Annotated in this window: 17 protein-coding genes; 14 read left to right on the top strand and 3 right to left on the bottom strand. The window is 49.2% G+C overall.

Going from position 1 to position 19,431, the window contains the following annotated elements:
* The first annotated feature begins 3 nt into the window (after positions 1 to 3).
* Genes AC3IUE_RS33470 through AC3IUE_RS33430 form a run of 9 tightly spaced genes read left to right on the top strand, consistent with a single transcriptional unit; the run spans position 4 to position 7,387 of the window.
* Positions 4 to 1,887 (top strand): GspE/PulE family protein, encoded by a 1,884-nt coding sequence (locus tag AC3IUE_RS33470; protein WP_489269112.1) that lies wholly within the window; start codon positions 4 to 6, stop codon positions 1,885 to 1,887.
* Entirely contained in the window at positions 1,887 to 2,993 is a 1,107-nt protein-coding gene (locus AC3IUE_RS33465; protein ID WP_489269110.1) for a type II secretion system F family protein, read from the top strand. Before AC3IUE_RS33470 ends, AC3IUE_RS33465 begins: the two co-directional genes overlap by 1 nt.
* A gap of 13 nt (positions 2,994 to 3,006) precedes the next feature.
* Positions 3,007 to 4,209, top strand: a complete 1,203-nt coding sequence (locus AC3IUE_RS33460; RefSeq protein ID WP_489269108.1) for a hypothetical protein — start codon at positions 3,007 to 3,009, stop codon at positions 4,207 to 4,209.
* Complete coding sequence (locus tag AC3IUE_RS33455; protein ID WP_489269106.1) at positions 4,196 to 4,753, top strand: hypothetical protein; 558 nt, start codon at positions 4,196 to 4,198, stop codon at positions 4,751 to 4,753. Before AC3IUE_RS33460 ends, AC3IUE_RS33455 begins: the two co-directional genes overlap by 14 nt.
* Positions 4,754 to 4,755: 2 nt before the next feature.
* On the top strand, positions 4,756 to 5,319 hold the full coding sequence (locus tag AC3IUE_RS33450; protein ID WP_489269104.1) for a hypothetical protein: 564 nt from the start codon (positions 4,756 to 4,758) through the stop codon (positions 5,317 to 5,319).
* Positions 5,320 to 5,326: 7 nt separating this feature from the next.
* Positions 5,327 to 6,067 (top strand): hypothetical protein, encoded by a 741-nt coding sequence (locus tag AC3IUE_RS33445; RefSeq protein WP_489269102.1) that lies wholly within the window; start codon positions 5,327 to 5,329, stop codon positions 6,065 to 6,067.
* 40 nt (positions 6,068 to 6,107) lie between these two features.
* Complete coding sequence (locus AC3IUE_RS33440) at positions 6,108 to 6,575, top strand: lytic transglycosylase domain-containing protein (RefSeq protein ID WP_489269100.1); 468 nt, start codon at positions 6,108 to 6,110, stop codon at positions 6,573 to 6,575.
* 24 nt (positions 6,576 to 6,599) lie between these two features.
* Positions 6,600 to 6,884: a hypothetical protein gene (locus AC3IUE_RS33435; RefSeq protein WP_489269099.1), complete on the top strand. Its 285-nt coding sequence runs from the start codon at positions 6,600 to 6,602 to the stop codon at positions 6,882 to 6,884.
* A complete protein-coding gene (locus AC3IUE_RS33430) occupies positions 6,881 to 7,387 on the top strand; it encodes a hypothetical protein (RefSeq protein ID WP_489269097.1) in 507 nt (168 codons plus the stop codon). The genes AC3IUE_RS33435 and AC3IUE_RS33430 overlap by 4 nt, the downstream gene beginning before the upstream one ends.
* 2,471 nt (positions 7,388 to 9,858) lie before the next feature.
* On the opposite strand, the gene AC3IUE_RS33425 is transcribed toward AC3IUE_RS33430, so the two are convergent.
* Together AC3IUE_RS33425 and AC3IUE_RS33420 are read right to left on the bottom strand one after the other, a co-directional pair.
* Positions 9,859 to 10,977 carry a site-specific integrase gene (locus tag AC3IUE_RS33425; RefSeq protein WP_489269095.1) on the bottom strand — a complete coding sequence of 373 codons (1,119 nt, stop codon included), beginning with the start codon at positions 10,975 to 10,977 and terminating at the stop codon, positions 9,859 to 9,861.
* Complete coding sequence (locus AC3IUE_RS33420) at positions 10,955 to 11,182, bottom strand: helix-turn-helix domain-containing protein (protein ID WP_489269093.1); 228 nt, start codon at positions 11,180 to 11,182, stop codon at positions 10,955 to 10,957. The genes AC3IUE_RS33425 and AC3IUE_RS33420 overlap by 23 nt, the downstream gene beginning before the upstream one ends.
* A gap of 556 nt (positions 11,183 to 11,738) precedes the next feature.
* Between AC3IUE_RS33420 and AC3IUE_RS33415 the strand changes: the two genes are divergently transcribed.
* From AC3IUE_RS33415 to AC3IUE_RS33395, 5 genes are all read left to right on the top strand, one after another.
* On the top strand, positions 11,739 to 13,880 hold the full coding sequence (locus AC3IUE_RS33415) for an ATP-dependent helicase (RefSeq protein WP_489269091.1): 2,142 nt from the start codon (positions 11,739 to 11,741) through the stop codon (positions 13,878 to 13,880).
* Between the two features lie 217 nt (positions 13,881 to 14,097).
* Positions 14,098 to 14,382, top strand: coding sequence for a hypothetical protein (locus AC3IUE_RS33410; protein ID WP_489269089.1), 285 nt, complete (start codon positions 14,098 to 14,100; stop codon positions 14,380 to 14,382).
* 545 nt (positions 14,383 to 14,927) lie between these two features.
* Positions 14,928 to 15,299, top strand: a complete 372-nt coding sequence (locus tag AC3IUE_RS33405) for a hypothetical protein (protein ID WP_489269087.1) — start codon at positions 14,928 to 14,930, stop codon at positions 15,297 to 15,299.
* 380 nt (positions 15,300 to 15,679) lie between these two features.
* Positions 15,680 to 16,267, top strand: a complete 588-nt coding sequence (locus tag AC3IUE_RS33400) for a hypothetical protein (RefSeq protein WP_489269085.1) — start codon at positions 15,680 to 15,682, stop codon at positions 16,265 to 16,267.
* Entirely contained in the window at positions 16,224 to 16,676 is a 453-nt protein-coding gene (locus tag AC3IUE_RS33395) for a hypothetical protein (RefSeq protein ID WP_489269083.1), read from the top strand. Before AC3IUE_RS33400 ends, AC3IUE_RS33395 begins: the two co-directional genes overlap by 44 nt.
* A gap of 95 nt (positions 16,677 to 16,771) precedes the next feature.
* On the opposite strand, the gene AC3IUE_RS33390 is transcribed toward AC3IUE_RS33395, so the two are convergent.
* Positions 16,772 to 19,426 (bottom strand): type IV secretory system conjugative DNA transfer family protein, encoded by a 2,655-nt coding sequence (locus tag AC3IUE_RS33390; RefSeq protein WP_489269081.1) that lies wholly within the window; start codon positions 19,424 to 19,426, stop codon positions 16,772 to 16,774.
* Between the last annotated feature and the right edge of the window lie 5 nt (positions 19,427 to 19,431).

The following is a 19,431-nucleotide window of genomic DNA, read 5'->3' as shown; positions in this document are numbered from 1 at the left end:
ACCATGAACGCTAAAGTAAGTACCGCCGTAGAGATCCTCATCAAGAAATGGGGATTGACTGATCCTTCCCATGAGATCCAGGTTCATGCTCAGCGCTGTGTTTCTCTGTCTGGCAAGAAGACGGGCGAGATTGTTGTTGCGCTTGAAATCATGACTGAGGCAGAAGTTGAAAGGCGGATACTGGAAAAGCCACCTACTTCCAAGACATTGGAATGGTTGAAAGAGACCTGTCAGCCAATCGTTGCTAGATACGATGAAATCATGGCTATCCAGCAACAATATTTGTTTGTAGGGAACCCTACGGATACGCTCCTACTCCACCCCATTATGGCCGGGGATAAACACGGCATTGGTAATGAATGTTCTCGATTACAAATGCTACCTGTCCTGGCTGAAGGTCGTCAGACGGTACTCCTCTTCGGCGACATTGCTAAGCTGACGGCTTTCACTGCGAGAAATAGAGCCCAGACATACAAGTGTCCGGTTTTCAAAGCTCTTACAGCTGACAAGATCTCGCTTGACTCGATTGTATACGGCATTGCATCGAATAACATGATGATGGGGCTGACCCACAGCATGGAAAGTGGAGTTGATAATGGTTCTGAAGGTGATAACCAACAGATAATCTATCAAAGTGAGGGAGATTCCGATCCGCTGATTCAGCGTTTGATCAGCTTCTTCAACTTGGCTATGCACCAGGGCGTGAACGACATTTGGATTGTTCCGCATCAAGAAGATGGATCGGGCAACGTGTTTTTCCGAAATCACCAAATGCTTCGACTCGTCGCCAAAATTGATGCATCAACACGAATCCAGTTAGTCAACGTGCTTGGTCAGCGCTCCAAGGCTAACCCCGGTGGCGGCCGCGTACTTCATCCATTAGATGGTAGTGCTACGTTTAAAGGAAAAAGCGGTACCGCGTTCCTTCGTATCAACTTCATGCCAATTGTAAACTCAGGCATAAGTGATGATTACGTATCTGTATCGATCCGAGTCCTACCTCGTGAAGTTAAGCAGATCACCCTAGATTCGTTGAATATAGATCCTGTAATAATTGAAGAGCTGCGACGTCTTGCCATTCTCGACCAAGGACTGATCTTGGTTTGCGGGCCGACGAACTCAGGAAAATCTACAACTATCGCTGGCATCATGACCGAGCACTATCATTATTGGGGGGACAAAAAGAAGCGACTAAGTCTCGAATCACCAGTTGAGCGTGTTTTAATCGGTGTATCCCATATCGATGTAAGTAAGCATATTTATCGTGATGCCTTCAAACCGGGTGAAAACGAATTTTTCCTTGGCATGCGCGGCATTTTGCGACACGACCCAGATTTGGTTTTTATCGGGGAAGTACGTGGCCCAGATGAAGCGGAGACTTGTTCGCGCGCGGCTAACTCCGGCCACTTGGTGTTGTCGACGACGCATGCGAATGATCCAGTTACTGGTTATAAAACCATTGCTAACTACATTCCCACCGAACGTCTTTACGACCTCGTGCAGGCGATTGAAGCGGTGCTAGCTCAACGTCTATTGCCGTGTGTCTGCCAAAAATGCAGTGTTGAAACAGAGTTTGAAGAAAAGGACGTCCGGTCATTAGAAGCTTATGCTCGGCATAAAGGGATTGAAAACTTTGATAGGAAAAGTTTGCCTGCGTTTCATCGTGTGGCAAAGCCTCAAGGGTGTAGTGCGTGCATTGAAGGCTATGCCAGTATGATTCCAGTTCATGGGCTACTTCTTTTTACTCCGGAAATCAAAAATCTATTGGTTGCAAACGATCCTAGAGATCTTTTGAGAGTCCAGGCAATGACGCCATACAAAATGTTTGATTCGGCTTTTAAGCATTTTTGTGCAGGCCGTATCGATATTAAGACGGTGACGGTCTGATGAGTAATACTAAAACCGATAAGGCGATTCGCACCAATAGGGAGCTAATGGAGGTTAGCTTTATTTTCCGTAACCTCTATAAAGCCGGTAACCTATCCGCAGCTGAAATCATGGTTGAAGCTGGCAACATGCTCCCACGATTCAAAGCCATCCTTAACGCGGGCGCAAAAAAGATAAACACATCAGGTATACCCATCTCCAAGGCCCTTGAGTCGGTATTTCCTCAAAATGTGATGCCCGCGATTGTCGCTGGTGAGGAAGCTGGCAGTCTTGACCATGTATTTGATCAAATTTGGCAAACCAGTAAAACCCAGGAATCTATCAATAAAGTATTGCGCGGTTTACGCACTCCTTTTGGTTTGATGTTTACTGCATTGATTATTGGTTTAACCTTTTACCTAGTGCTAGTCCCTCAATTGTACGAAGCAATTCGCCACGGATTACCAAGTAAGTATTCACCTCCTATGGTTGTTTCGATGGCGCTGCATTCCAATCAATTTATTCAGGAATGGTGGGTTGCAATACTCGGTTGTTTTTCGATTATTGGTTTTGGGGTTTCGGCATATTTAGCTAATGAGGCTAATCGAAAAAAACTCGAAAACTACCTGATAACCTTGCTTTTAAAAATGAAAGGTGTTGGCTACGCCTATTCGTTGTTGAAGTATGGGATAACTGCACGCTATTTCGAAATCGTTTCTTCTGCTGGTTTGTCCATGGATGAACAAATCAAATATGTAGTTAAAACCCTGCCGGAACCTCTTCAACCGGCGCTTATTGCTTTTGGTCGTGACATGGGTAAGTTCGGCATGCAGAAGGCCTCAGATAATCAGCGTCGGGAAGAAGGTGATCCCAGAACGAATCCGACTCTCTGGCCTGCCTATATGCGGTTAGCTTTCCGTCAAGCTCACCAAACAGGCAGTATTACTGAGCCCATGCGTGAATACGGCATGGTGATGGTCGACGACGGCCGTGAGAAAATTGAGAAAGCGATTGGTACACTTAACACGATTGGGCTGGCATTAACTGGTATTGCGGTCACAGCGCCACTTTCAATGGTTTACACGGTGCTTGGTTCTGTATTGACTGCGCATCTTCAAAATAGTTAGTAGGGGTCATTTCATGAAATTTGTATCGTCACCTAATGACTTCGAGCAGCACATTCTCGATAACAGCCGTGAGCTTCTTCTTATCGGCGGGGATCTTGTTTATGCCTCTGTGGATCGCGAAGCCTTGGAAGAGGTTACCTCCTCAGCAGACGAGAATGGCGATCCTGAATTTATTCAGCAGAACCCTAGGTCGGCATCTAAATCACGATTGTTTGATAGATCGAGAAAACAGTTATACCTGGCGATAAAACGTGAAGCAGTTGAGAACGCCGCGAATTATAATGGCAAGGTTGCACTGATTGCTGACCATTACCTCGCATACGGTCTCGCATTGAAGAACAATGCGATTATTGTAGGTGGTGCGCCCGTATCCTACGGGACTATCAACCTTGAAGTATTTGTCTTTAGCGATTCTCGACTGGAATCTGTGTTAGAGAACCGTTGGGATGGTTCTCCTTTCCAACTTGAGGCTGTACTCAAAGATGTTTTTGAAAAGCATCCGCTTCATGAAGTTCATTGGTGTTCACCACTGCCAGAGCCACCGCTTAGTGACATCACGGCGATGGATCGGTTCAGACTTGTTGGTGATGAGCCTTTCAAACGTCTTGTAGAACGTCGCATACAACTACGCAAGCAACGTAATGATGAATCGTTGGGCGTAATACCTGCTGTAACGCTACTCGGCGTTTCTGTTGCAGCTTATGCAGTAATCGTCGGTTTGGGGTACGCTAAGTTTAACACTGCCCGCTCTGAGTTCAGGTCTGAAATTGCAGGTTATGAATCTGCTTATGAGAACAGTGCTCAGTCTCTTGATCAGTTGCGGTATCGCCAAGAGCTGATGAATAAACAGCCAGAACACCAAGAACGTCTTCGCCGTGAAGACGCTTTTCTAGCTCAAGTGGCCACATTGCCAGGTGTTTTGGTTAAAAGTGTCGTCTTTTATTCGGCAAAGGATATTGAGCTTAAATCGTCAAATCAAGGCTCAATGGATGTCGGTAATATGGCTGTAGATCAATTCCGTATTGAGATTTCCCTTCCTAAAGAAGGTGATCTTTCAGCACGTGACCAAGCGGAGCCTATGGTAGCTATGCTTAACAATAAAACTGGTATGACAGTGCGATTGGTTGATCACACTGACGAGAGTATAAAAATAGGCCAGGCTCAGCAGTCGTATTGGAGATATACTTTGGGGGGGGCCAGCAATGCTCCCTACTAAGTATTTGACCCTTCTGGGCTCGGCTGTAATCAGCGCTGTTTTTTTGAGCCAGAGTTTCCCTGCATGGGAAAAACTCAAGGGCGTCACCTTAAAGCAAATTGCAGCAAATGAGTTGCTTATCGAGTGGAAAGCAGCGTATCAGGCTTTGCTCCCGGTTAATGATGAGTGGAAGCGCCGTTTTGTCGGTGCTTCTGAAGTCAGGGACTTATTATCGCTCTCCAGAGTCGTTAATTTGGATCAACACGGGCTTATAAGCGATGTTGATACTATCCGGCAAATAAGTGGTGATCCGGTTCTCTTCAACGGCCTATCGGTTGGCTTGCAAAGGGTTTGCTTGGGTAATGCTGGAGGCCCATTGGACCTGTCCGCTGTAAACATGACTGCGTTGAGAGTTGGCCTTCAGCAACTTTCTAAACGGAACGACATTGAGTTGGGTAGCGTCGAGATCATTTATGACCGTGAGAGCAAACGTCCCACCGCTAGGGTCTCTGATTTTTGCGTGCGCGTTCGCCTAGACTCAGACGGTAAGAAAGAAGGGGCCTAATAATGAAAAAAATCAACCTTGATATGGATTTATCCCCAGAAATTCTTAAAGCTGGGATTGTGATCGCTGCGCTTTTCTTGGCGTGGGTTGCTAACAATTACTTGAAGGAAGCGACTGTGCGGATGGGATCGCAGACCATTTATGGCGAACAAGCTCCCCCGTCTCTTGCTATTACTAAGGCTAACGCACAAAAATTAGTTGCTTTGTCAATTGTGCAGTCGTCGACCACTAACGAACAATCCGCATCAGTCACTAACGACCAATTAATTGAAGATGCTTTTAGCTTGCCGGAGCCGATTGTCGAAGTTAAGGATGTTGAGACCAAAAAAGCATTCAATCCTGTGATGGACTTTTTCACTCGTTTTAGGCCGCAAGTAAGTGGTATTACAAATAATGGTGCATTCATAAACGGCCATTTTTACGCAATTCAAGAGCCTATGCTTTCAATGGCAGTCACTGCTCCGAATGGTCAAGCCTTGACCCCGAAGATAACCAAGATCTCTACGGGTGGGGTTGGTATTGACTTAGGTGGTTCCCTAATAACCCTTACTTTCAAAAGCTACTGAGGTCTCTATGGATCAGGAAAGGCTTGACGAGGTAAGGGCGTCTGTTGAAAAGCTGTTGAGTGTTTTTGCCAAGCCTGAGGATCGGGTTAACTCAAGCACGCAGCGTTCTGCTTTTTTTGCACGCTTGGTAGATCGGCTCCATGCGATCTTCGATGCCTGGTCGCAGTGGCGCTACGAAAATCCTGGTCAGGCTTTACTCGCGAGTCTGACTGCTTCTGTTACTGGTGTTGCCTTTTGCTTCGTTATCATTTGGTCAATTGCGGATACCACTTTTGGTAAGGACACTGGTTTATTCACAGCCAAAGAAAAAGTCTCGAATGTCTACTATGCGCTGGTTTGGTCAACCCGAGCCCTGCTTGACTCCCAGTCTGAACCGCCTCTTCAGCCGCAGCGGTTCTCAGGAAGTATCGAGAAGGTCGTTGGGAACATGATGATCGTTGCCTATTACGACAAGGGTAAGCAGCTTAAAAGGGTCATCAGGCTCGCAAACGTGATCGTCCAGGATGTCGAGGGCTTTAAGGCTTGGTCGGAACAGTACCGATTGAAAGGGATGCTGATCGACTTCTACATTCCTTTGGAAAAGGTCTCTGGCTATGACGTTTGGGCGGCTGTCTTGTGGTACCGCCAAGCGCCAATCAATGTCGAGCTCGTAGAACAGGGCCTCGGGCATCCAGCAGTCAACCCGCCAACGGTTGTGGTGAACGATATTTTTAGCCGTCATTACTGGTCTTTAGTCAGAGGAGGATGATCTCCCTTTGATTCACAATCCTCTGGTATAATGGACTTATATGATAGATCTTCCCCCCGCCATACTGCACGATGAGGTACCGAGACACTGCTTCTCGGTTGTCGTCTCTGCATACCAGCTTCCGCCCTCGCTTTTGGGTGGAATCCTCTATGTCGAAGGGGGACGTAAAGGGATGGCCAACCTAAACAAAAATGGCAGTTACGACTACGGAGCTGCCCAGATCAATTCAGCCTGGCTTGATAAAACCAAAGAGGTCGGCATCGACGCTGAGCAGCTGAAAAACGACACCTGCAAGAACCTCTGGGCGGCAGGTTGGATTCTTCGTCGATGCCTGAACAAGTTCAGCACTTCTTTCTGGCATGGCGTCGGTTGCTACCACACCGGTGAGTCACCAAAAAAACCGGAGCAGCTGGAGCGTCAAAAGCAGTACGCAATCAAGGTTCACAGAGCTGCTCTGAAGGTTGAGGCGAGTATTGCGCGGTGGCTTGCAGGAGCAAGTCCTAGATGATTTCAAACTTCCATGGTGATTCAGATGCCACGTATCCGTTGTTGTTTCTTTGCCCTCTTTTCCCTGCTGTTCGTTTCAACCGTCAGTGCTGCTGGTTTGGGCGCACCAAGCTTCGGTCCAGATCCCAGCCAGATACTTGGCGGGGATGAGGGCGACGCATGTGAGATGCAGGTCTGCCTGAGTAATCCCATGGGGAAGGGCATAAAGGAGTGTGACAAAGCGCTCCGAAAGTACGCAAAGCTCCGCGATGACGAAAAGCCGAAGTACCTTGAGAAATGCCCGAAAGAGATGGGCGGAGGTAAGAAATGAAGTCGTTTCTCATAGGGGCGTATTTAACGCTTGCCACCGCTTCCGCCTCCGCATTTGCGGTGGCAGCAGAGCCTGAATGGCATTGGAACGTTTATGGCCAAAGCAGCTATAGCGGCCAGATCAATTTGCGCGACGACCAGGGCAGTTCGATTGCCTATCAACGCTATAGCGGATCAGGCATCCCTGCACTACTTGGTTCCTCCAGTGTGCAACCACCGCTCATGGTTATCGCTGGTATGGACGTGAACTTTGATGTGGTGAGGGCAGGAACTGCCGTTGCCAAGCCAACGTGTCTCGCACCCAAAGTCGCCAAGATCTACGTTTCGGTAGCGGCAGCTTGCGATTCGGGGGTCGGATCTAACATTGGGGGCTTCTACGCCTATTCCGATGAAGCAGCCACTTACTTCGTACCGCGCCTCGCTGTTTGGGTACAAGGTCTAGGTTGGCGAAATGTTGACAACCATCCCTGTGGGTTGGTTAAGACTGAAACCATGTGTAAGTGAGGAATTGAAATGTTCAAAGCCATAGGAATTCTGTTCATCTCTGCGTTCGCTATTGCCGCCAACGCTGCTGACTCGGCTGCCATCGGTGGGCCGCCAGGTCTTTCCCCGGCATACGCAAACGAGGGATGGGGGTGTGCAGGCGTTGGTACCCAAGCTATCAGCACTGCCGGTATGCCACTTTCTTGCCAATCCGGTGTTTGGAAGGTTCCGAGCGGTGCCCCGAACTGCACGGCTTTCAGCATTCCAGGCTACGCGGCAAACGACGCCACAACGTACGCTTGTCCTGCTGGCTATAAGAAGATTGGATGGGATAGTACTGGGCAGGATTGGCGGAATAGCAGCACACCTGGTCTGACTGTAGGTAAAAACGATTACGCCACTATTTTTTGCTGCTTAAACTGACTGAACACGGCATAGTCGGTTTCAGTTTTGTTATTAATGACAGCAAATAATGCCGCTATTAGTATTCAGTTGGGCTTTGAATACTAATAGCAGTTGTACTAGTGCGAGTCTGATTTACAAATGATTTAACACAAACCCTTCTTGGCTAAATACGATGTATTTGTTTCTAGTAAGCCATACGCTCACATATAAAACTTCACTTCGTCTTACCAGCTTCATCAATAAACTATATTAGTCATTCAAGCGTGATGATGAGACCGTATGCATAGGGTAGGGAAAGAAGGTGAAGATCGCCTTAGCGATATCTACCGGGCACCAGCGCAGATCATAGTCGCTTCAACGCCTCTGAGAGGTTGAGTCTGTGCAATGAAGCTGATGTTCGCCGCGCACATCATGCAGCCACACACACCAACCCTGTGTCGGGGAAGCTTCCCGCTTATGCTTGCTTCCGCCGACCATGCGTCGACGTTACTGCCTCCCGAGTCGATCTGATTACCAGCAAGAATGGCTACAAAACCTCGATGAGCCCTGACAATATTTTGCCTGGCGTTGTCATTGTATTTTGGGACACATAAAGAATTGCAGAGTCAAAACATACAAAATCAATTGATAGCTTAAGGCTTACTGCACGAGCACATTAAGCAGGGGTCGCAGCCACCAATTTGGACCCCGCCCAGGTTCGCAACTAAACCGGCCGGGCAGTAATAGCCACCCGTTAACCTGGTTACGTATTGGCCTGCAATGCCGGTCATGAATCCCGTTCCGATACCGTCAGCGGAATCACTGTTTTTATCCAAACGCCGGATTTGGCAATCTCCGTTGCAGCTACTTTATGCAGACTGCAAACGCTACAAAACATGAGTTAGCTGCTTTTGCGCCGGCAATAACTCCCCACCCGTTACCTGACGGAGCGCTGTAGTCTGGAGCGTTCGATGAATAATCATTGAATGGCCCCCACCATGCGAGCTGATATCCCCCGCCAGTAACTTGATATCCAGCAGGACACGATGCAGTTACGAAATTTCCGTTAAAAACTGGAATTTGTGTGGAGCACGATGCAGTGGGGGAAGTTACTGACAACATATCGTTTCCCGAATGCTTTTTCCAAACACCGGATTGGCAAGGTGGTCAGCAGGAAGGGACATAACCAATCACGCGCCAGTAGTAGCCGTCAACTGCGTAATCGTCGTTGACAATCAGAGCATTTGAACCGGACAAGTAGTAAGCAGCCATGTCGCCCCCACGACGGCTGGCTTCAGGAAGATTGATTGCCGTAACCACTATATTTAAAGCGTATGCCATTGGGCGTGGAAATGACTCCCAGCGTGTCCCATCATTTCCGAGTGCCCCGCTACTTCCCCATTGTTCAATCTTTCCAGTTGATGGATCGCAACTCCAGCCGGGATTTCCTAGCGAAGCAACACTTCCACCACTTGAATGCCACACACCGGATTGGCAAAACTGCATGCTTTAGGAGCAGGTGTAAATCCGGCAGGGATTGCACGCAGTACTACCGCCATCCTGTAGCACAAGATCGAATAACGCGGTTGGTGATTTACCAGCTGCGCATGAACATCCGCCGGTAAATGGGTTTGCGGTCAAGCAGCCGTTTTGCGAGATAGAGAACCCACCGGCTTGAGGACTTTGCATCGATTTCCAAACACCGGATTGGCAAAACTATACTTTCACGCACGCCCAGATTTGACGCCAAACTCCATCATTACGTTCAGAGAAGTAATTCTGGCCGTATCCTGTCGGACAGGAGTAGCGGGGATCATGCCCCTTGCAAGTTGATCCTCCAGACTCCCAAGAGAATCCGCAAAGACCTCCCTGAGGGTCGGATTGTGAACTTGTAGCCCACACACCGGATTGGCAAGATGGCTGTAGCCAGCTTCGAATAGTGCGTCCCCTTCGAACGCAATATTTACTTTTTTTTTGTGAAAAAAATCAGACAAAAACAGGGCTCGCCGAGAGCCTTGATTGCCATAATGATGACATTCATCTGGCGATAGTCATCATTATGGGTTTTTCTGAGGCAATGGATTGGCCACTTCATCAGTAATTTTGTGTTAAGAGGCCAACGATAAGGGGTCAATCATGATCACGTTCTCGTCTTTGATCATGTCTAGGTACTGATCCGGCGAGGGGATTGGCAGCGTGTCGCGTAGGGATGTCACGATTCTGCGCAGTAGTGCGTCTTTTGCCCTTGTGATGGTCTCTACCCGACAAGTACCTGTTACGCTCAGGTCTTCAAAATCAAGTAATCGAATGCTCACAAGCTTTTCGCACTGAACGATTTGTGCTGGATAGGGGATGAGGTAGGTCATGACAACCTGCTTTCCCTTGTTTTTCCCGGCTTCGAGTTTTCTCACCAGGCGTTGTGCTTTTAAGTGCGTGTACCGCTTTAGCATTGATAGCGATTTGTGCCCGCTGATGCTAGCGATTTCCATCAGATCCAACGTTCCCAGTTCGAAAAGCCGACTGATGGCTTCGTGCCTCATATCATGGAAATGGAGGTCTTGAATCTCGATTTTCTGAAGCATGTTCCGCCAGGTGCTTTTAATGCCTTCAGACGTGTATTTGAAAATACGCCCTTTGGATTGCACGCCCAGCTTTATAAATGCATCTCGGGCTCGAATTGAAAGTGGAACATCTCGCTTTGTACCATTCTTTGTTTCCGGCAGATGAGCGACTCGCGTCTTGAGGTTCAGGTGCTCCCATTGGAGACCTAGAATTTCTCCCTGCCGCATTGCCGTTTCCAAAGCGATAACGACAATCGAGTAGAGCTCCTGATTTGAGAAGCTGTGACAATACCTTAAAATCAAACGCTCTTCGCGAGATGTCATTCTTCGTTCGCGACCAGGCGGGGTCTTAGGCTTTCTTACTTTGAGTACTGGATTTTCATCGCATTCGCCCCATTCGATCATGGCGATTTCAAAGACGTGGGATAGGAGGCACATTTCTAACCTTACAGTTGAAGGTGAGAGTAATTTGCCTGTTTTGGGATTATACTGAGTCAATCTATCATCGCGGTGTGTAGCAATGTCTACCGATGTGATATCTCGAATTTGCTTTGAACCTAAAAATGATCTCGAAAGCAGCTCAATCCTATAGCTCTCTTGCTTAAATCCTTTTTTTAAAATCGAGATTCGTGTCCTGTACTTTTCAAGAGCCTCTGCGAAAAGCATTTGCGTTGATCTCGCTTAACATCGTTTGTGTCCTAGTTGCCAACTCGGCGAGTGAGACACCCAAGACAGGGGCAAGGAGCATAAGGGTATCCAGTGTTGGCGAGCGTTGACCGAGTTCTAGCAATGAAATGTAGGTACGGTCTAGCCCCGCCTCTAGTGCTAAGGCTGCTTGAGAGAGGTGCTTCTCCTTGCGGAGCTGCCTCATCGCTTTTCCAAATGCAACGTTGTGAGTTTGGATACCGTTGGCGCCCTGCGGGAAAAAGGTCGATTTTCCTTGGCAACGCCACCCATAGCGACCGACAATAGTCGGAATTCCGAAGTCGCTAGGCGAGGAAATTTCAACGTATGTCGGGCAGGACTGCTAAATCTTTAGCTGGTGATGATATTTTGACTTTTGTGATTCGTGATTAGCTAAGGTGCTGAATGTTCTGGAAAATATCCTCTAGGTTCTCAGATGGCTCAATATCCGTTGACATCGTAGCTTCGGTGCACCGACTCAAAGCAGTGGCTGATTCCAAGCGGTACCAAAAGTTTTGCTTGCAGTGGGGAACGCTCGGCCGACTGGTGTTGGAAGGAGAGGGCGGAAACCAAACCATTCATGCTTGCGACCTGGAACTGAAGGATGTGGCCAGTGGGGTGTTAACGGTTGGCGAGACTGCGATTGAGTTTCTGAAAACGTATGAGCGCTTCCCCAGCGCTTTCCAGCAAATTTCCTCTGTAGTAGGCCCATACATTGGGAACAAGCATCCTCTGGAGTAGCCATGGCATTATCAGAAGAACAAAAGCGGATTGTCTTGCATCCCGTTGGGAAGCACTCAAATGTATTGGCCGTTGCTGGCTCGGGCAAAAGCACGACCATGATCGAGCGTATTGGCTACTTGGTTGAGGCGCATCGATTTAAACCCCAGCAAATTATCGCAGTTATGTTCAACACCAGTGCTGCTGAAGAATTTGGCGTGAAGGTCGGTAAGCGTCTTGGCTCACGGAACGCCCCAGAGTCAGTTACGTTTCACGGCTTGGGTACTTTCGCATTGCGTTGGCTGGCTCAGGGCGGATTTGTTCCGCGTTGGGATTTTATTGGTAATGTCCAAAAAGCCAGAAACTTTGCTGCGAGCGTAATTGAACCGTTTTGCAAACGCTTGGGTTACCGTTTTCCGAAGATGATCGCTGATGTCTTCATGACCTTCATCGACAGGGTCAAAAGTGATTTAGAGACACCGGAAACGGTCTGGTCTAGTGGGGCATGGGACGCTCAATACCATTGGTTCGTTGATGCCTATAAACAATACGAACGAGCACGCGAAAAGAGTGGTGTAAGATTCTTTTCCGACCTGATTTATGATGCTGTAGTGGCAATGGAAAAGAATCCGGAGGCCGCAGAGCATGTTGGCAATAGATATGAACACATCATCGTAGATGAGTACCAAGATATCTGTGAATCCCAGCAAGCGCTTATTCGTTTTGTTGCAGGCCGACGAGCTCGGGTTATGGTTGTAGGTGACGATGACCAGTGCATTTATACATGGCGCGGAGCGAAGCCTTCTTACATCTTAGAGGGCTTCTATAAAGACTTTCCAGGTGCGACCACTTACAAGCTGACGAGGACGTTCAGATATGGTCACATCCTGTCTTGCGCAGCAAATTACGTAATCACCCACAACGTCAACCGCGCAGCGAAACTGTGCATTTCAGCTCACTCCACACCAAATACGCAGATCAAGATTGAGTGGGAAGATTCCCAAGGCGCAAACCTTCTCAGATTGATAGAAACGCAAATTAAAAATGGTCGGCCGCTCTCTGATATAGCTGTGTTATTCCGCACTTACTCTCGAACGGGGTCGACTCAGTTTGCATTTCTTCAAGCAGGTATTGCTTTCAGGCTCGAAGGTGGTGAGAAGCACTCAGTTCTTGAAAACCCTTCAGTTGCAGGCCTCCTTTCTTGGATGCAGCTGGCGTCAGGTCAACTAGCAACTAGGCCTTATCAGGGCGAACCTGATTTTGGGAGCATCAGCGTCGTACGCGAGATGCTCAACATACCCAGCTTGGGATTGACCTGGGATCTCGCTAACGAGCTGGCGCGATGCGTGCTGGTGCAGCCCGATGGCATAGAAGGATTCACAACCTTTGTAGCTGGGAATCTATCCGGAATGGTCAGCCATCTGGCTGAAGCTGTCATTCTGCGTGGGCGGCTATGGAGGGCTGTCAGGGCGCTGGCGAAGGAGAAGGCCAAGCCCGAGCCTTCGAAATTGGTTCGCGAGTTGATACGCGAACTTGCCATTGAAGATTCGATCAAGAAGCTCAGCAAATCAGGCGAAGAATTCGAAGATCGCATGGCGATCATCGAGGCTTTTGTTTCCTACATTGATGCTCGTCCTGAGGACGAGGGCCTAGGGAAGTTCCTAGGTCATATGGCTGACCTACGTTCATTCTCCGATAAAGCAAAAGAATCGACCATTGCGATTCTCATGACGACGGTTCACCGATCCAAGGGGTTGGAGTGGCCATGCGTTTACATGATTGGGTTGGCGGAGGGACATTTCCCGCATAAACCCCGAAAGGCCGCAGTGAATGAAGACGGGGAGGCTGCTAGGATCGAGGATGAACGTCGCTTGTTCTATGTGGGGATGACTCGTGTCAGGGAAGAGTTGACGATGCTTTGCCCATTCGATGACAACCTCATGCCATGGCTTCAAGCAGGGAAGACAGGGTCGCCCGAGAACTTGTCTGAAAAAGGAGACCGCGCTTCGCGTTTTCTCTATGAGTCAAACCTCGTGCTCGCGCGTGCATTGCCATCAATTGCCAACAAGAAGTTGGCTCCCACTCCCGCCGATCCAGATCAGCTCAACCTGTACTTAGAGGCTATCGGATCTGATGTGCGCCTGCGCAGCGCCAAGGTCTCATAGCCAAGTTACATGCCTGGCTTGGAGCCCTTCTTAGCCAGGTGCGCGCCGCACCATTCCTTTTTGAGGAACCTACCCAACACTGCGTAGGGAGAACGGCCGTACGCCAAGACATCCATCTCCCCACCAACCTCTAGTTGATCTTGTGCAATCAGCCTAGGACCTGATGCTGGGACGGGGATCGAACTCGATTGTTGTGTAAATTGATAATGTTAGCTTGATGTATATTATCTGCTGGGATAATATTTGCACATCAAAACGTGGTGGTGGGGAGTATCCGGTGCAGCATTTTCGGGCGACTAAAGGCGGGCTAGAGATTATCGTCAACGCAGTTGAGGGAGCGCCGTTGAGCCCTTCTGAAGCCAATCAGGCGCTTATCGACGCCTATGACAACATCATCAACGCGACCGCTCCCAATCAAGCGGTGTATGACGCTGAGTTCGCAAGCATCGATGAAAAAGGCATCATTTCGCACATGTTTAGTAAAGGTTGGCAGTTCTTATGAGTCATAGGGGATCTGTAGGCGGGTCATTCCGACAGCTAGGCGCGAGGTTAGGCGTGTAAGCAACGCTCCCTTGCGCTGCAAGCGAACTTGGATGGTTCGCCGGGGGCTTTGAGTTAATCAAGGGCAAAGTCGGCCTCTACGAGCGTCACAGCGTCATGACTGACGACGCCGTAGGCCGAATCATTTACTCAAGCATCGAAGTCCTCGGCGCGAGTTCAAAAGCAAATTGACCACGGATAAAACACGATGAACCATCAATACCCAGTTGAAGTGCTATATGCCGCCATGGAGAGTCTTCATGTCTGAAGGAAAAATCAAGTGAACTACCTTCAGCGTGCTATACGCCGTGGCAATTTGGCATTGCTGCTAAGTGGGCTGACTAACCTGACTATTTGGGGAGCGGGAATGTTTTTTTTGTGGACATATTCCTACTCCGGCCCGGATCTGCGTAGTGAATTCAGTATGTTCTTGTCGCCAGTGCTTGCAGTAGGGGTGGTGTTTACCCTCTGGGGTGGCTGGGAAATGATGACGTCGGGGAAAGGTGCATGAAAATTTTAGGGCAGAAACTGGCTTCAAGCTCGAAGATGATTCCATCAGGGGGGGCCGTCAGCAAACTACTAGCGTTGCTGCCACTTTTCGGTCTCCTTGCGTTGTTGGATTGGGGGTATCCGGGGGTAGAGAAGTTTTTCGTTTCTGTTGGAATGTTCTCCGTTGGGGTTTTTTTGTCCCGTGACTTGCCAGTTTGGAGGGAGGGCTCTGAACGCGACCTCGCTGCAAGAGCATTGATGACAGCCCCCATAGCTCCATGGATTACTTTGGGAAAGCGTGTGGGGCTCGTCGCTTCTACTGGATGTTTTTTGCTTCTGTGTCTGGCGCTCTATCTGCTGGCGCTATGGTTTCAAGTGGTCAGCAAATAGACACTTATGCCAAAAACCAAACTGTTAAGGGAAATCGAAACGAACCCGAGAAAATCTGCCAAGTGCGAAAAAGCCGCCCGAAGGCGGCACTGTCATTTGGTTGGGCTTGGGCTTGGGCTAGGCGACGGTGACTCCTTTGGGGGCGGATTGTGTTCGCCCGCCTTGTGATTTTTACTTCCGTCTTGACCTACATGGAAATCCTTGGTCGCAGTGGCTTCCGTCTCATGTTTCGGGTGATCCATCCCTTGTTTAATGTTGGGATCTTCCGCTGCAACCGCGAGACCGGCCAGGCATGTTAGGGCGATTACGGACAATGCAAAGTTTCTAAGTTTCATAGTTTTCTCCTCACAATAACCCCCGACATGAAGACTAGATGAACAATGGGCACGCCGCCTTGCCAAAGTGCGGAAAATGTTAACTGCTCCGAGGTTGTAAAAGAAATGGCACACAATGTATTCACGATTCAGTTTGCAGATGGCAAACAACTGTTCGGGATCAGCGAAGATATCGGCGGCTGCGTTTATCGCCAGTTATTCAAATCCTCCGATGCAGCTTGGGAATGCCCGCGTAAGAACCTTCCAGAGTTTCTGGAACCTTCAAATGCCAAAGCTACGCAGGAAGCGGTTGTTTACGGCCCAGGTGAATCGTGGGAGTTCGATACCAGAGCCTCGCGGGACGCAATGTGGCTTACCGGCCCCCGCGATTCAGACGAGTACGAGGCTGAACAGCCGGTAGATTTCGGTATCTACGGGGCAGATGAACCCAAAGAGGTGGCCAAAGCAATTCCGGAAGGCGCGGATAGCGTGCAATTGGAGTGCCCCATGTGCGGCGCTGTAGCGGCTCACCAGGCAGCGACGTGCCCAGACATCAATACCGATGGTGTTTTTATCCATTCCACAGTTGTCGCGTATGGCGTGTCGTGCCATGCATGCCGCCATGATTTTGTGTTCAAGCCACTGGCTGAATAGATCGAGGAATGACGCCAATGACTCACAAACGACGGCTCGCAACGATCCGGAGCGCGACGATCAAAGCCTCTGTCTTTCAGGCCGTGTGGGTACGTTGCTGGTAATTTTCTCCGCGCTTGGAATCTGGCACAAAGCTTACCCGGAGCCTGCGCAATCGGTAGGTTTTTACGTGGGGGGGCTGATTGTGTTTGCTCTGACTGTGACGCTGATACAGCAATTGGTCAGTCAGACGCGGGCCACCCGCGCACTGCGCGAGGACTCTGAAAAGTTGATCTTGGCCATGTACCAGGAACTCGTAACAAATGGGTATGCGAGACCACAAAAAGCATTGAGTACGACGCGCTCGATCCTGCTCATCATCGTAGGTACGGTCTGCGCCACTTGGTTTTTCATCCGCGTACTGAGCTAACGGTGTGCTGCGAGAGCCTCTACCCCAAAGTATGGGTAAGGGGCGGGAATAGCCTTGAGCCCCCCCCTACAGCGGCAGGGGGGCGCTTAGTTCGCTTACTTCTGGTTAATCCAACCCTTTAGCAAGCCCTTAAGCCGTTCTTGCTCAGTTGGTGTTACCGAATTCCTCTCTGTTTTTGGGTAGTCCAACCCTTCACTGATTACTTCAAGGGAATGGTTCACTGCTTCCCTCGCGGCATCCACATCACCACCGTTGAAGAACAGTTCAGTCTGATGGAGGGTCTCCTTCACTTCCTCGTACTCGACGGCCGAGGCCATCCAAGGCATGAAGCTCATAGATCGCTCAACGGCAGTGGCCATTGGCGAGAGCTCGACAGGTGGTTCTTCCGTAGCCTGGTAGAACATGTCCGACTCTTCCAGGTGTGAGTCGGGTACAACTAGATCTGGGAAGTCTGGCGCGTCGTGGATCTCGACAAAAACGTCAGCCCCCAAGAAATCGGCGAGTACCGACTGGCCGGTGGGCGGACTTTGCATTGCCCCGATATCGGTACCACCCCCAGAACCATCTCCGCCTCCCGAATTGAGCATCGAGAGGTCGATGTCTTCCTGATCCGTGTCGGCGAACGCATCGAGACCGGACGCTTCGGCCAGCTTCTGAACCCCAAACTGGCCGCTGGTGCTGTTTTTCATGAGGTGTGCCCACATGGCACACGTTTCATCGTAGGACGTAGGAGCTGCGTCGATAATGTGGCTGATCAGCCCCGTCGGTTTAGTGGTATCGATGAGTGCATCATCATCGACCATCATCTCTGTCAGAACCGTCGAAGACTGCTCTTTGTAGAGCTGCGTAAGGGAGTCAATGATCAATTGAGTAGAAAAGTACTCTGTCATTTCACTGAGCATTTGCCGAGCATCATCTCTCAGCATGAGCAGTAGCTCTTCCCAATGTTTGTTTGGAAACCATTTCATGTACTTGAGTATGGTTTCCTCTGTCGGGATTTTGGTTTTTGGCATCCGAACCGGATACCAATAATCCAGAAACCTCATCAAGGGATCAGAGCCTTTTGGTTGAATGCCGTGGTTGTATCCTTGAATTTCGTGAACTTTGCCCTGGTACGATAGGAACGATTGGCCTAGCCCCTGAGCCTTGATGGCCTTCTCAGAAATTCGAGCCCTGCTTTCAAGTCGAACCCCTTTACCAGCAAAGACACTGCCCATCTCACCGATGCGTTCGTATTCACCCCGAACCAAGACATTAGCTTCACCCGCCAAGTCAATGGCCAGCTCAGTGGTCTCTTTATCATCGATGTACATGATTTGTTTGAACGCGGAGTTCGCGAGAATCTGCTTAGTGGTTTTGGAGATGTTTTCCAACATGCCGGGCGCATCTTGTGTCCCGGTCATAATTCCGAAACCAAGGCCGCGAGCTTGGGCGTTCAAAATTTCTTGCCCTTCAATCAGCATGTACGCGTTTTCATCATTGATGATGCCAAACGGAATTTCACTGTTAGTTGGCAGGTTGTGAACAATATCCTCGGCTGAGCCTTCAAAAACGGTACCTAGCCCAACAACCATGCCGTTTTTTGTGGCTGTTAGTACAATTTTACCGAGGTTGCCAAGTTCCTCACCAGACTTTTCCATACTCGGAAGCAGGGTGATGAGAATGCGGCCGTTTAGAACAACGTCTTGATAGTCAATTTCGCCCTGACCAACCATGTAGATGTGCCCGTAGGTATCGGACAAGCTTGATAGGGAGCGAGTAAAATATGCCTGCGCAAAACCGAACTGGCGGGTTACTTCTTCGGGCTGAGCATTGATCGCTTTTTCTTCATCATAACCAGGAAGAGACAAAAGATATGCTTGAAGAGCATCTCGTGATCTTTTGGTGATGTTGTTGTTCTGATACAGATTCACAAAGTTCTTGAACGCCATGTTGCGACGTAGTACAGCCGGGTCAATCTGGAGCTTGCCAAGTTCCCTAAGGTCTGTAAGTGCGGGCATTACTGCCGAAACAAGTGCAACCGCTCGCTCAGAGAACAACTTGTTTTCGCCTTCGCTGGGCGGCATAAGCGATACTAGGAGCTGGGTATTACTCTCAGCAGACCCGCGCGCAAATACAGCGGCATCATTTGAGAGGCGCTCGGCAAAGTCTCGTTTGTCAGAAGTTAGACCCGTGATGTAGTTGGTGTTTCGTACGTCATCATCGCGCCCAAATATTCGTGCAACAGTACCGACTTGAACTAGTGTTTTAGGTGCGGCCTTTGCGTCCTGGAACGCTACGCCTGAACCGACGCTCAGATAACAGGTTATATACGAGATGATACTTTCAGTTTTTCCGGAGCCTGTTGTGCCGAGGATTAGGAAGTGCTGTGTTAGTGCGCCAAAGTTTGCCCAAACTTCCCATCCGAACTTCTTTATTTTGCCAAGGTAAAAGGAACCTCGTGCACGATAATACCCTTTGCCATCCCCCGGCTTAGGGTCATTCACATCATTTTTATCTGCTGCTATTGGTAGATGGATTGGAAGTACATCTGGCTTTGTTATCACAGCGAGCCAAAGCAGGCCGAATATAAAGAGTGCAAATGGAATAAATGCCGGGAAAAGGATAATCACCAGTGTCGAAAATATCGCCCAAGCCAAAGGTATCCAAGGGTATTGGAAGCAGTCCCAGATTTTCGTCCATAGGCCACGTGGGTCAACGATATATTGATCTTGCTTAATTTCAAACCGCTCGTGAATTGCTCCGCTCATAATTA

The sequence above is a fragment of the Pseudomonas sp. GL_093 genome (genome assembly GCF_057837605.1).
This window is presented reverse-complemented; position numbering and strand designations above follow the sequence as displayed.